This window comes from Aromatoleum toluolicum (genome assembly GCF_012911005.2).
GTDB classification, from domain to species: domain Bacteria; phylum Pseudomonadota; class Gammaproteobacteria; order Burkholderiales; family Rhodocyclaceae; genus Aromatoleum; species Aromatoleum toluolicum.
Window position 1 is genome coordinate 14,323 of record NZ_WTVS01000019.1, and the last position, 13,630, is coordinate 27,952.

Genomic DNA, 13,630 nt, shown 5'->3' on the forward strand with positions numbered 1-13,630 from the left:
GGAGGCCCTATGCCGAGTGCCCGGACCAAAGCGATTGTCGCGCTGGGGATGTTGCCGATGCTCGCGGCATGCGAGAACAGCGCGACCGCCTTCATGATCGAGGGAAGCCAGCACGCACTGATCCTGGTGCGCGAGAAGCCCTATTTCTGGCAGAGCACGGTCAATCAGGCGGTCATCGCGTCGCGTCTGCCGCACTGCCAGAGGCGAGTCCCGATTCATCCGGATGGCACCGAGCTGACGCCGATGGAAGTGTTCGAGGCGGGCGAACGACTGTGGGCGCTCCGCCAGGGGAACCGCTGGTACCTCGTCGGAACCGACAAGTGCCAGGTGCAGGACTGGGAAAACGCCGCAGGCTCCACTCCGGGGCCTTCGCTCGGCACCTTCCGCTTCAAGGACGGCGTCGCGGCCTTCATCCCTGCGGGCAAGTGAGCGCGCGTCGCGTATAATCGGCAGCGGGAAGTTCGCCAGGCAGTCGCTGCGTACCTTGTGTGCGTGGAGGAAAGTCCGGGCCCCGCAGAGCAGGATGCCGGCTAACGGCCGGGCGCCGTGAGGCGACGGAAAGTGCAACAGAAAGCAAACCGCCGATGGCCTGTTCGCAGGCACAGGTAAGGGTGAAATGGTGGGGTAAGAGCCCACCGCAGGACTGGCGACAGGACTGGCACGGTAAACCCCATCCGGGGCAAGGCCAAATAGGGGAGCAATGGCGTGGCTCGCGCTGCTCCCGGGTAGGCTGCTAGAGCGCCGTGGCAACACGGCCCCCAGAGGAATGACTGCCCGGCGGTTGCGGCCAACAGGTCGCGGCCGCTCGACAAAACCCGGCTTATCGGCGAACTTCCCTTCCCTCGCCGAGCTGTTTTTCCCCACTTTCGTGTGCGTTTTCCCACGCTTCCCCACTTAGGGCCCGTCCGGCGCCCGAATCTCTACGTTTTTCTCATGAAGTTGCGCTATCTGCCTTGATTTTTCAGGGTTTATGGCGGCGCTTTGCTCGTCCATAAGTCATTGTGTAGCAACGGAAAACTCCCTGGGCTCGGCTTGACCCTCCATTCCCTTTACTCTAAAGTGGGGTCTGGTGGTAAAAAGTGGGTCGACGTGGCATTTGCATGCCGCCTCGGCGAGAAAAACAGGGGGTGGAATGTTCCAGGGAGCCGCTGCGCTCAGTCTCGATGCCAAGGGTCGCGTTGCGATCCCTGCGCGGCATCGTGACGCCCTCGTTCCCGACGGGGCGCCGCTGGTCGTCACTGCACATCCCCACAAGTGCCTGCTGGTCTATCCGCAGGCAGTCTGGGAGCCGATCCGCGCGCAGGTCGCGGCCATGCCCGGCCTCAATCCCGATGCTGCGGCACTCAAGCGTCTGCTGATCGGCTTTGCCCAGGAGGAAGAGCTCGATGGTGCGGGGCGTGTGCTGATCGCCCCGTCGTCGCGTCAGTGGGCCGGGCTGGACAAGCAGGTGTGGCTGGTCGGCCAGGGAACCCATTTCGAGTTGTGGTCGGATGCCGGCTGGCAGAAGCAGCAGGAGGCGATGCTGGCGCTGTCCGGTGCCGCCCTGCCGGCAGGGTTCGAGAGCCTCGCGCTGTGAGCCTGCTGCCCAAGCACGTGACCGTGCTCCTTTCCGAAGCTGTCGATGCGCTGGCGATCCGGCCCGATGGCGTCTACGTCGACGGCACCTTCGGTCGCGGTGGTCACAGTCGGGCGATTCTTGCAGCGCTCGGGCCTGCGGGGCGGCTCATCGCTTTTGATCGCGATCCGTCGGCGATCGCGGTCGGTCGCGAAATCGCAGATCCTCGCCTGACCCTCGTCCATGCGCCTTTCAGTTCGTTCGCCGACGAGCTCGACGCACTCGGCGTCAGCTGGGTCGACGGTGTGCTACTCGATCTTGGTGTGTCCTCTCCGCAGCTCGACGAGCCGGAGCGGGGTATGAGTTTTCGTTTCGATGCGCCGCTCGATATGCGCATGGACACGAGCCGCGGGCAGACCGTGGCGCAATGGCTGGCAGACGCGTCTGTCGCGCAAATCACGGAGGTGCTCAGGGATTATGGGGAAGAACGGTTTGCTCATGCGATTGCAAAGGCGATTGCAGCTGCTCGGACAGGGGGGGCTGTTGCAACCACTCGACAGCTTGCCGCGATCGTGGAAAAAGCGGTCCGTACACGCGAGCCGGGGCAGCACCCGGCGACTCGCAGTTTCCAGGCTCTACGGATTTTCATCAATCAGGAACTCGAAGAGCTGTCGCTGATCCTGCCCGATACCGTCGCGCGGCTGAAGCCGGGCGGACGGCTCGTCGTGATCAGCTTTCACTCGCTCGAAGACCGCATCGTCAAGCGTTTCATGCGCGACGAGTCGCGTCCGCCGCAATTGCCGTCGCGCCTGCCGGTGCGCGCCGCCGACCTGCCCAAGCCGCGTCTGGCGCTGGTCGGCAAGGCCGTGCGGCCCGGCGACGCGGAGGTGGCCACCAACCCGCGTGCGCGTAGCGCGGTGATGCGCGTGGCCGAGCGCACGGAGGCGCAGGGATGATCCGCGCCGACGCCTTCCTCGTGGCGGTGGCGGTGGCGAGCGCGCTGGGCGTGGTCGCATCGCAGCATCAGGCCCGCAAGCTGTTCTCGGAACTCGAGCGCGAGCAGACGCGCGCTCATGGCCTCGAAGTGGAGTGGGACCAGTTGCAGCTCGAGCAGAGTACCTGGGCCGCGCATGCGCGCGTCGAGAAGATCGCCCGCGAGCGTATCGGGATGCGCGCGCCGGTACCGGGGCAGGTCTTTTCGATCGAGGGCGTCAAATGAGCAAACAGCGGACGGTGACCTTCAATCACAACCCCTTGCTGCGGCACGGCCTGCCTGCCTGGCGTCCGCGCGCGGTGATGCTGGGCCTGATGGCGTGCTCGCTGGCGCTGATCGGGCGTGCGATGTACCTGCAGGGAGTCAATAACGAGTTCCTGCAGGCCAAGGGCGAGTCGCGCTACGCGCGGGTGCTCGAGGTGCCGGCGACGCGCGGCCGCGTAACGGATCGCCACGGCGACATGCTGGCCGTGAGCACGCCGGTGCGTTCGATCTGGGCGATTCCCACCGACGTGAATCTCGCCCCGCCGGACACGCGCAAGCTTGCGGGCCTGCTGGAAATGGACGTGCAGGAACTCAATCGCCGTCTCGCCGCCGGGCGCGATTTCGTCTACCTGAAACGTCAGGTGTCGCCCGAGATTGCTGAACAGATCGCCGACCTGAAGCTCGCCGGCGTCCATCAGCAGCAGGAATATCGCCGTTACTACCCCGGCGGCGAGGTGATGGCCCACGTGCTGGGCTTCACCGGTGTCGACGACAAGGGGCAGGAAGGCGTGGAGCTCGCCTTCGACGGCACCCTTGCCGGCAAGCCGGGCGCGCGGCGCGTGATCCGCGATCGTCGCGGGCAGATCATCGAGGACGTGGAGGCCATCCGCGCGCCGCGCGACGGGCAGGATCTTGCGCTGTCGATCGACGCCAAGATCCAGTACCTCGCGTATTCGGCGCTGCGGCAGGCGATGCAGACGCACAAGGCGAAGGCCGGTGCGTCGGTGGTGCTCGACGCGCGCACAGGCGAGGTGCTCGCGCTGGTCAATGCGCCGACCTACAACCCGAACAATCGCACGAACCTCAGCGGGGCGCAGCTGCGCAACCGCGTCCTCACCGACGTCTATGAACCGGGTTCGATCATGAAACCCTTCATCGTCGGTCTCGCGCTGGATCGCGGGAAGGTGCAGCCCGGCACGATCATCGATACGTCACCGGGCCGCATGACGATCGGGCGGGCGACGATTTCCGATTCGCACCGCAACGGCGCGCTGACCGTGGCGCAGGTGATCCAGAAGTCGTCCAACATCGGCACCGTCAAGGTTGCGATGCATTTCTCGCCCGATGAGATGTGGCGTCTGTACGACGATCTCGGTTTCGGCAAGCCGCTGAATCTCGGTTTTCCCGGCGAGGCGGGCGGGCGCCTGCGTCCCGCCAAGACGTGGAAACCGATCGAACAGGCGACGATGTCCTACGGACATGGCGTTTCGGTGAGCCTTATCCAGATGGCGCACGCCTATCTAGTATTCGCGCGCGATGGCGAGCTGGTGCCCTTGTCGTTGACCCGTCTCGAAGCGCCGCCCGTCAGTGGCAAGCGCATCTTCTCGGCGGCGACGGCGCGCGAGATGCGCGGCATGCTCGAGCTTGCGTCCGGTCCCGGCGGTACGGCGCCCAAGGCGCAGGTCGCCGGGTACCGCGTGGCGGGCAAGACCGGCACGGCAATCAAGCTGGAAGGCGCGCACTACACGAACAAATATGTTTCGTCCTATGTCGGACTGGCCCCCGCCTCGGATCCGCGGCTTATCGTTGCCGTGATGATCGACGAACCGTCTGCGGGACAGTATTACGGCGGTGCTGTTGCAGCGCCCGTGTTTGCCCAGATTACCGAAGGAGCGCTGCGCGCGCTCGGTGTGGCGCCCGATGCTCCGTTGGTGCCGCTGCAGCTCGCGCAGAAGCAGGGGATTGCCGTGCCCGCCCGGGAGAGCATGTGAGCGTCGACCTCGCATCCGCGATCCTCGAACGGCTTAACAAGGCCGGTGTCGTGCCGGCCGGCATCACGGCCGATTCGCGCCGCGTAAGCGGGGGGGATGTGTTCGCCGCCTGGCCCGGGCTAGCCTCGGACGGACGCAGGTTCATCGGTGCCGCCGTCGAACGCGGCGCCGCTGCGGTGCTGTGGGACGACCGCGGCGGTTTTCGCGTGGACGGCTTGCCGGTCCCGTCAATTCCCGTCGCGGAACTGCGCCGCCTCGGGGGTTATCTCGCGCACCTGATCCATGGCCGCCCTTCCGACAGGCTGTGGACCGTCGGGGTGACCGGCACCAACGGCAAGACGACCGTTACTCAGTGGCTGGCTGCAGCCCTGGCCCGGCTCGGGGAAAAGTGCGGCGTGATCGGAACGCTGGGCAATGGCTTCCCCGGGCAGCTTGCCGATACGCTGAATACGACGCCGGATGCGCTCGAAGTTCATCGCGTCCTGGGCGACTTCCTGTCTGCGGGCGGGAGCGCGGCGACGATGGAAGTGTCGTCGATCGGCCTCGACCAGGAGCGTGTCAACGCGGTCGCATTCGACGTCGCGGTGTTCACGAATCTGAGCCGCGACCACCTCGATTATCACGGCACGATGGAGGCCTACGGTGCAGCCAAGGCCCGGCTGTTCGCTCAACCCGGTCTGGGTTGTGCGGTGATCAATCTGGACGATGCCTTCGGCCTGGATCAGGCACATCGTCTTTCCGGCACGGGGTTGCCGGTGATCGGTTACACGCAGTCCGCCGCGGCGACGGCAGCGCACGGCGTGCGCCAGTTGAGCGCGCAGGATGTGCGCATGTCGGCGTCGGGCCTGCGCTTCGCGATCGTCTTTGAAGGCGTGCGGCGCGAACTGGACGTGCGCATGGTCGCGCCGTTCAACGTGTCCAACCTGCTTGCCGTTGCCGGGGCGCTCCTCGCGCGCGGCATGCCGCTGGACGAGATCGTGCATGCGATCGCGCATCTGACGCCGCCACAGGGGCGCATGCAGCTTGTGGGCGGCGTCGCCGAGCCGCTGATCGTCGTCGATTATGCGCATACGCCGGACGCCCTGGCGAAAGTGCTGGAGTCCGTGCGCGCAACGGTCGCGACGCGCGGCGGGCGTCTCGTGTGCGTCTTCGGTTGCGGCGGAGACCGCGATCCGGGCAAACGTCCGCTGATGGGCGAGGCTGCCCGCCAACTGGCCGATCGGGTGATCGTCACCAGCGACAATCCGCGCTCCGAGGATCCGGAGAAGATCATCGACGCCATCATGCAAGGTGCGGGTCCGCAGGCCGAGCGGGTGAACGACCGGGCGCAGGCGATCCGCATCGCGGTCGGAGAAGCCGGTACCGACGATGTCGTCGTGCTTGCCGGCAAGGGGCACGAACCTTATCAGGAGATCCTGGGCGTGCGTCTGCCCTTTTCGGATGTCGAGCAGGCGCAGATCGCCCTGCGCGAGTGGAGTCGAGTCCGGGGGGCGGGCGCGTGCTGAGCCTCCAGGAAGCCGGGCAACTCGGCGGGTTCCGCGTGGTCGGCGACGCGACCTTTTCGTGCGTCGGCACCGACAGCCGGCGCGTGCGTCCCGGCCAGCTGTTCGTCGCGCTGCGTGGCGAGCATTTCGACGGGCATGACTTCGTCGAACAGGCCGCTTCGCAGGGTGCCGTCGCCGCGCTGGTCGATGAGGCGTGGCAGCGCGAGCATGAGGACGTCGAGTTTCCGCGCCTCGTCGTGCGCGATACCCGCCTCGCGCTCGGCGCCCTTGCGGCGCACTGGCGCAGCCGCTTCGACATCCCGCTGATCGGAGTGACGGGCAGCAACGGCAAGACCACGGTCAAGGAAATGTGCGCCGCGATCATGCGCGCCCAGGCCCGACGTGACGGGCATACGGCGGACTGTGTTCTCGCGACGACCGGCAACCTCAACAACGACATCGGTCTGCCGCTGACCTTGCTCGAGCTGCGCGATCACCACCGTGCGGCGGTGATCGAGATGGGCATGAACCATCCGGGCGAGATCGGTTACCTGACCGCCCTGGCCCGACCGACCGTGGCGATCGTCACGAACGCGCAGCGTGCCCATCTGCAGGGCATGGGTTCGCTCGTGGAGATCGCGAAGGAGAAGGGGGCCATCTACGCCGGGTTGGGCGAGAACGGTGTCGCCGTCGTGAATGCCGACGATTCCCACTGCGCGTTGTGGCGGGAGCTGAACCGCGGACGCACCATCGTCACTTTCGCGACCGGCCAGGCTGCGGACGTGAAGGCGACGGCCGATCTGCATGGGCTCGGCGCCCGCCTCATGCTGACCACCGCGGCGGGCGGCGTGGAATTCGACCTGCCGGTGCCGGGCGAGCACAACGTGCGCAACGCGGCAGGTGCCGCTGCGGCATGCCTTGCCACCGGCGCATCGCTGGCTGCGGTCGTCGAGGGGCTGTCCGGCTTTAGCGGCGCGCCCGGGCGCCTGCAGCGGCGTGCCGGTCTCAACGGCGCGTTGGTCATCGACGACACGTACAACGCGAATCCCGATTCGGTGCGCGCTGCGATCGACGTGCTGGCCTCGACGGCCGGGCATACGGTGCTAGTGCTCGGCGACATGGGTGAAGTCGGCACGACCAGCGCGCAACTGCATGACGAGGTCGGAGGCTACGCCAAGAGCAAGGGTGTCGACGAACTCTACGCCCTGGGGGAAATGAGCGCGGTCGCGGCACACAACTTCGGCGACGGGGGGCAGAAATTTGCCACCGCGGAGGCCCTGCTGGCCGCCTTGGCGCCGCGGCTCGATGCGAACACCGTGGTGCTGGTGAAGGGCTCCCGTTTCATGCGGATGGAGCGGGTGGCGAACGGGCTTGCGGCGGTGCACAATGGCGCCCCTTCACAGGAGTCTCATTAGTCCATGCTGCTCGAACTCGCCCTCTGGCTGGGTCAGGATATCCGCACCTTCAACGTGCTCGGCTACATCACGCTGCGCACGGTCCTTGCTGCGCTTACCGCGCTGATCATTTCCTTCGTCTTCGGCCCGTCGCTGATCCGCTGGCTGGCAGCGAAGAAGATCGGCCAGGCCGTGCGCGACGACGGCCCCAAGTCGCACCTCACCAAGGCCGGAACGCCCACGATGGGTGGCGCGCTGATCCTCATCGCGATCGCGGTCACGACCCTGCTGTGGGGCGATCTGCGCAACCAGTACGTGTGGGTGACGCTGCTCGTCACGCTGGGCTTCGGCGCGGTCGGCTGGGTCGATGACTGGCGCAAGGTCGTGCATCGCGACCCGAAGGGTCTGCCGAGCCGCTGGAAGTACCTGTGGACTTCGCTGATCGCGCTGGCCGCGGCGCTGTTCCTCGGCCTGACGGCGCACGAGCCGGCGCAGACCGAACTGATCGTGCCCTTCTTCAAGGCCGTGTCTTACCCGCTGGGCATCTACGGGTTCATCGCGCTTTCGTATTTCGTCATCAACGGCACCAGCCACGCGGTCAACCTCACCGACGGGCTCGACGGCCTCGCGATCATGCCGACGGTGATGGTTGCGGGCGCGCTCGCGATCTTCGCCTACGTGGCCGGACATGCCGGTTTCTCGAAGTATCTCGGTGTGCCCTACATCAATGGCGCGGGCGAACTCGCGGTGTTCTGTGGCGCCCTGTGCGGCGCGGGCCTCGGCTTCCTGTGGTTCAACGCCTATCCGGCGGAAGTCTTCATGGGCGACGTCGGTGCGCTGGCGCTGGGGGCTGCGCTGGGAACGGTTGCGGTCGTCGTGCGCCAGGAGATCGTGCTTTTCATCATGGGCGGGCTCTTCGTCGCCGAGACGATGTCGGTGATGGCGCAGGTGCTGTACTTCAAGTACAGCGGCGGCAAGCGCATCTTCCGCATGGCGCCCCTGCATCACCACTATGAGCTGGGCGGCTGGAAGGAAACCCAGGTCGTGGTGCGCTTCTGGATCATCACGATCATGCTCGTGCTGTTCGGCCTTTCGACCCTGAAGCTGAGATGAGCGCCGCATCCGACAAGCTCGTACTGGTTCTCGGGCTCGGCGAGTCCGGTCTGGCGATGGCGCAATGGTGCGTACGCCAGGGCGCGCGCGTGCGCGTGGCCGACAGCCGCGGCGAGCCGCCGGGGCTCTCCGTGCTCAGGGCGAGCGTGCCGGTGGCCGAAGTCGTCCTCGGCGAGTTCGCGGACCGCCTCCTCGATGGCGTTGGGCGCATTGCGCTCAGTCCGGGGATAGACGCGCGCACCCCGCTGCTCGCCGAAGCGCGTCGCCGCGGCATCGCGATCGTCGGTGAGATGACGCTGCTTGCCGAAGCGCTCGCGGGGCAGGGGCGCGCCCGCACCCGAATCCTTGCGATCACGGGCACGAACGGCAAGACCACAACCACCGCGCTGACGGCGGCATTGTGTCGCGCGGCCGGACTGGATGCCGTCGCCGCAGGCAATATCAGCCCGGCTGCGTTGACGGTGCTCATGGAGCGGCTCGATCGTGGCGCAGCGCTCCCCGAATGCTGGGTGCTGGAGCTGTCGAGCTTCCAGCTCGAAACCACCGCCGGCCTGAACGCCGAAGGTGCGACGGTGCTGAACGTCACCGACGATCACCTCGACCGTCACGGCGACCTCGGCACCTACGCCGCGGTCAAGGCGCGCATCTTCGACGGTGACGGCGTGCAGGTGCTCAACCGCCAGGACGCGCGTGTAATGGTGATGGCGCAGGCCGGGCGGCGCGTCGTGTCCTTCGGAACGGACGTCCCGACGGGCCCCGACGACTACGGCATCGTCACCGATGCGGACGGCGTCGCATGGCTCGCCTGCGGTGCGCAGCGCCTCGTGCGTATCGCCGATCTTTCGATCGCCGGTGCCCACAATGCGGCGAACGCGATGGCGGCCCTGGCACTCGCCCGCGCGATCGACCTTCCCTATCCCGCGCTGATCGAGGGCCTGAAGGCCTTCCGCGGGCTCCCCCACCGGGTCGAGCCCGTTGCGCGGCGTAACGACGGCGTGGTGTTCTACGACGATTCCAAGGGCACCAACGTGGGCGCGACGCTGGCCGCGCTCGAAGGCCTCGGCCGGGAGGTCGTCCTGATCGCCGGCGGCGATGGGAAGGGCCAGGATTTTTCGCCGCTGCGCGCGGCCGTTGCGCGTCACGCCCGCGCCGTGATGCTCATCGGTCGCGATGCCGCGCTCATCGATGCGGCGCTGGCCGGTTCCGGTGTGCCGACCGAGCGTGCGCCCGACATGGATGCGGCCGTTGCCCGCGCCGCGGCGCTAGCGCAACCGGGCGATGTCGTGCTGCTGTCGCCCGCGTGCGCGAGTCTCGACATGTTCCGCAACTACGCTCATCGTGCCGAGGTGTTCGTCGCGGCGGTGCTTCGTCAGCCGGGAGTGAGCGCGACATGAAATTCGTGACGGCCCTGAGCGGCTGGATCGCCTCGCGCAACACTGGCGGCATCGGTTCGGACACAAGTCGCGCGGTCAATCGCCTGATGCGTCCGCAGACCCCCGCCCGCGACCTCGATCCGCTGCTGATCTGGTCCGCGGCCGCGCTGCTGCTGATCGGTCTCGTGATGGTCTATTCCTCGTCCATCGCGATTGCCGAAGGCAGCAAGTTCACCGGCTACCAGCCTTACTACTTCGCGATCCGCCACGCGATCTTCCTCTCGATCGGCGTGGTCGCCGGACTGATGGCTTTTCAGGTGACGATGCGCCAGTGGCAGCAGTTTGCGCCGCTGCTGTTCCTCGCCGGCCTCGCACTGCTGGTCGTCGTGCTGATCCCCGGGGTCGGCCGGGAAGTCAACGGTGCGCAGCGCTGGTTGCCGCTCGGCCCCGTCAATCTGCAGCCGTCCGAGCTGATGAAGCTCTTCGCTGCGTTGTACGCTGCGGATTACACGGTGCGCAAGCTCCCCGACATGGGCAGCTTCCGCCGTGGTTTCCTGCCGATGGCGATCACCATCGTCCTCGTCGGCTTCCTGCTGCTGCGCGAGCCGGACTTCGGCGCCTTCGTCGTGGTCGCCGCGATCGCCTTCGGGGTGCTGTTCCTCGGCGGCATCAACGTACGCGTCTTTGTCCTGCTGGCGATCGTCGCAGTGATCGGGCTCGCGCTGCTGGTGTGGCTCTCGCCCTACCGCCGCGACCGCCTGTTCGGCTTCATGGATCCGTGGCAGGACGCCTTCGGCAAGGGCTACCAGCTTTCGCACGCTCTGATCGCATTCGGCCGCGGCGAGTGGTTCGGCGTCGGCCTCGGCGCGAGTGTCGAAAAGCTTTTCTACCTGCCCGAAGCGCATACCGACTTCCTGCTCGCGGTGATCGCCGAGGAACTCGGCTTCGTCGGCGTGCTGACCATCGTCGTGCTGTTCGCGATCCTCGTGCATCGCGCGATGATGATCGGGCGCGAGGCGATCAAGCTCGAACGTTATTTCTCGGGCCTCGTCGCGATGGGTATCGGCCTGTGGATCGGCGTTCAGTCCTTCATCAACATGGGCGTGAACACGGGCCTCCTGCCCACCAAGGGGCTCACGCTCCCGCTCATGAGCTTCGGCGGCTCGGGCATCGTGGCGAACTGTATCGCGCTTGCGATCCTGCTGCGCGTCGACTGGGAGAACCGCCAAGTGATGCGGGGGCGCTCATGAAGACGCTCCTCGTGATGGCCGGTGGCACGGGCGGTCACATCTTCCCCGGCATCGCCGTGGCGGAACTGCTGCGCGCGCGTGGCTGGCGCATCGTGTGGATGGGCAACCCCGACGGCATGGAGGCGCGCATCGTCCCAGAGCGTGGCTACGAGACCGCATGGGTGCGCTTCACCGCGCTGCGCGGCAAGGGCATCGTGCGCAAGCTGCTGCTGCCGCTGAACCTGTTGCGCGGATTCTGGCAGGCCTTGCGCGAGCTGGGGCGCATCCGGCCCGACGTCGTGCTCGGCATGGGCGGCTACGTGACTTTCCCGGGCGGCATGATGGCCGCACTTACGGGGCGTCCGCTTGTCCTGCATGAACAGAACTCCGTCGCCGGGCTCGCGAACCGCGTGCTCGCCGGCGTCGCCGACCGCGTCCTCGCCGGATTCCCGAAGGTGCTCAAGAAGGCCCCCTGGGTCGGCAACCCTGTGCGTGCCGAAATTGCCGCCGTCGCGGCTCCTGCCGAGCGCTTTGCCGGCCGCAGCGGCGCCCTCAGGGTGCTCGTGGTCGGCGGCAGTCTGGGCGCGGCGGTGCTCAACGAAACGGTGCCGCAGGCGCTCGCGCGCATGCAGCCGGCCGAGCGTCCGCTCGTCACGCACCAGGCCGGCGCGAAGCAGATCGACGCGCTGCGCAGTGCCTACGCCGCTGCGGGTGTCGAAGGCGAGCTGCTGCCCTTCATCGACGACATGGCGACGAAATACGCCGAGGCCGATCTCGTCATCTGCCGCGCCGGCGCGCTGACCGTCGCGGAGCTGGCGGCTGCGGGTGCCGCGAGCCTGCTGGTGCCGTTCCCGCATGCGGTGGACGACCACCAGACTGGCAACGCGCGATTCCTCGCCGATCAGGGAGCTGCGTACCTGCTCCCGCAAACCGAACTCAACGCCGAGCGGCTGGCCGGCATCCTCGCGAGCCTCGATCGCACGCGCCTGCTCGACATGGCCACGAAGGCGCGCGCGCTGGCAAAGCCGAACGCCGCCGAGGCGGTCGCGAAAGTCTGCGAAGACCTCGCGGCAGGGAGAAAGCAATGAAGCACAAAGTCAAACGCATCCATTTCGTCGGCATCGGCGGCGCCGGCATGAGCGGCATCGCCGAGGTGCTGCTCAACCTCGGCTACACCGTCAGCGGCTCGGATCTCGGCGAGAACGCGGCGACGCGCCGCCTGCGCGCACTGGGCGCGCGTGTCGTGTCCGGCCACGCGGCCGAGAACGTCGCCGAGGCGGACGCTGTGGTGATCTCCACCGCGGTGCGCAACGACAACCCCGAAGTGACGGCCGCGCGCGCGCGCCACACCCCGGTGGTGCCGCGCGCCCAGATGCTCGCCGAGCTGATGCGCCTCAAGCAGGGTATCGCGATCGCAGGCACCCACGGCAAGACCACGACCACCTCGCTCGTCGCGAGCATCCTTGCGGAAGGCGGTCTGGATCCCACCTTCGTGATCGGTGGCAAGCTCAACGCAGCAGGCGCGAACGCGCGGCTCGGCAAGGGCGATTTCCTTGTCGCCGAGGCGGACGAGTCCGACGCATCCTTTCTGTTGCTCACCCCTGTGATCTCGGTCGTCACGAACATCGACGCCGACCACATGGACACCTACGGGCACGATTTCGCCCGCCTCAAGCAGGCCTTCGTCGATTTCCTGCAGCACCTGCCGTTCTACGGCGTCGCGGTGCTGTGCGAGGACGACCCGCACGTGCGTTCGATCATGCCGCTGGTGTCGAAGCAGATCGTCCGCTACGGCCTGTCGGAGACCGCGAACATCCGCGCCGAGAACATCCGTGCCGAAGGCGGCCGCATGCTGTTCGACGCCGTCCGAGTGAACGGCACGACCAGCCGCCTGCCGATCGAACTGAACCTGCCGGGCCTGCACAACGTGCTCAACGCGCTCGCCGCGATCGCCGTGGCAACAGAGGCGCAGGTGCCGGACGCGGCGATCATCAAGGCGCTCTCCGAGTTCAAGGGGGTCGGGCGGCGATTCCAGCGCTATGGTGAGATTGCGCTGCGCGGCGAGGATGGCAGCGAGGGCGGCAGCTTCACGCTGGTCGATGACTACGGCCACCATCCGGTCGAGATGGCCGCAACGCTGGCCGCGGCGCGCGGCGCGTTCCCCGGTCGCCGTCTCGTCCTTGCCTTCCAGCCGCACCGCTATACGCGCACGCGCGATTGCTTCGAGGACTTCGTCAAGGTGTTGTCGACCGTCGATGCCCTGCTGCTGGCCGAGGTGTATGCCGCCGGCGAAGCACCGGTCGTCGCGGCGGACGGGCGTTCGCTGGCGCGTGCGATCCGCGTGTCGGGCAAGGTCGAGCCGGTCTTCGTCGAGGATATCGGCGACATGCCTGCGACGATCCTCTCGGCGGTGCGCGACGGCGACGTGGTGATCACGATGGGGGCGGGCTCGATCGGTGCCGTGCCCGGAAAACTGGCGAACAACGAGGACGTGGCGTGAGCGGCGACGTGA

The 13,630-nt window shown here is 67.2% G+C and carries 12 protein-coding genes and 1 other RNA gene; all 13 read left to right on the forward strand.

All coding sequences use genetic code 11. The features are described 5' to 3' along the window. Positions 1-9 precede the first annotated feature (9 nt). Positions 10-429, forward strand: a complete 420-nt coding sequence (locus tag GPA27_RS10640; RefSeq protein WP_169140268.1) for a hypothetical protein — start codon at positions 10-12, stop codon at positions 427-429. Between the two features lie 27 nt (positions 430-456). Continuing rightward, positions 457-839: RNase P RNA component class A (gene rnpB, locus GPA27_RS10645), an RNA gene on the forward strand. Positions 840-1,132: 293 nt separating this feature from the next. Then, positions 1,133-1,576, forward strand: coding sequence for a division/cell wall cluster transcriptional repressor MraZ (gene mraZ, locus GPA27_RS10650; protein ID WP_169140269.1), 444 nt, complete (start codon positions 1,133-1,135; stop codon positions 1,574-1,576). Then, on the forward strand, positions 1,573-2,511 hold the full coding sequence (rsmH, locus tag GPA27_RS10655) for a 16S rRNA (cytosine(1402)-N(4))-methyltransferase RsmH (protein ID WP_169140270.1): 939 nt from the start codon (positions 1,573-1,575) through the stop codon (positions 2,509-2,511). The genes mraZ and rsmH overlap by 4 nt, the downstream gene beginning before the upstream one ends. After that, the gene (gene ftsL, locus GPA27_RS10660) at positions 2,508-2,774 is read left to right on the forward strand and encodes a cell division protein FtsL (protein ID WP_169140271.1); all 267 of its coding nucleotides are present in this window, start codon (positions 2,508-2,510) and stop codon (positions 2,772-2,774) included. The genes rsmH and ftsL overlap by 4 nt, the downstream gene beginning before the upstream one ends. Further along, positions 2,771-4,525 (forward strand): peptidoglycan D,D-transpeptidase FtsI family protein, encoded by a 1,755-nt coding sequence (locus GPA27_RS10665; RefSeq protein WP_169140273.1) that lies wholly within the window; start codon positions 2,771-2,773, stop codon positions 4,523-4,525. Before ftsL ends, GPA27_RS10665 begins: the two co-directional genes overlap by 4 nt. Next, a complete protein-coding gene (locus tag GPA27_RS10670; RefSeq protein WP_169140275.1) occupies positions 4,522-6,030 on the forward strand; it encodes a UDP-N-acetylmuramoyl-L-alanyl-D-glutamate--2,6-diaminopimelate ligase in 1,509 nt (502 codons plus the stop codon). Before GPA27_RS10665 ends, GPA27_RS10670 begins: the two co-directional genes overlap by 4 nt. Then, a complete protein-coding gene (locus GPA27_RS10675; RefSeq protein WP_169140277.1) occupies positions 6,024-7,424 on the forward strand; it encodes a UDP-N-acetylmuramoyl-tripeptide--D-alanyl-D-alanine ligase in 1,401 nt (466 codons plus the stop codon). The genes GPA27_RS10670 and GPA27_RS10675 overlap by 7 nt, the downstream gene beginning before the upstream one ends. A gap of 3 nt (positions 7,425-7,427) precedes the next feature. Beyond that, entirely contained in the window at positions 7,428-8,516 is a 1,089-nt protein-coding gene (mraY, locus tag GPA27_RS10680; protein WP_169140279.1) for a phospho-N-acetylmuramoyl-pentapeptide-transferase, read from the forward strand. Continuing rightward, positions 8,513-9,910, forward strand: a complete 1,398-nt coding sequence (murD, locus tag GPA27_RS10685; protein WP_169140281.1) for a UDP-N-acetylmuramoyl-L-alanine--D-glutamate ligase — start codon at positions 8,513-8,515, stop codon at positions 9,908-9,910. Before mraY ends, murD begins: the two co-directional genes overlap by 4 nt. Then, positions 9,907-11,139 carry a putative lipid II flippase FtsW gene (gene ftsW, locus GPA27_RS10690; RefSeq protein WP_169140283.1) on the forward strand — a complete coding sequence of 411 codons (1,233 nt, stop codon included), beginning with the start codon at positions 9,907-9,909 and terminating at the stop codon, positions 11,137-11,139. Before murD ends, ftsW begins: the two co-directional genes overlap by 4 nt. Further along, positions 11,136-12,206 carry an undecaprenyldiphospho-muramoylpentapeptide beta-N-acetylglucosaminyltransferase gene (gene murG / locus GPA27_RS10695; protein ID WP_169140285.1) on the forward strand — a complete coding sequence of 357 codons (1,071 nt, stop codon included), beginning with the start codon at positions 11,136-11,138 and terminating at the stop codon, positions 12,204-12,206. The genes ftsW and murG overlap by 4 nt, the downstream gene beginning before the upstream one ends. Beyond that, positions 12,203-13,618: a UDP-N-acetylmuramate--L-alanine ligase gene (gene murC, locus GPA27_RS10700; RefSeq protein WP_169140287.1), complete on the forward strand. Its 1,416-nt coding sequence runs from the start codon at positions 12,203-12,205 to the stop codon at positions 13,616-13,618. Before murG ends, murC begins: the two co-directional genes overlap by 4 nt. The last annotated feature ends 12 nt before the right edge of the window (positions 13,619-13,630 follow it).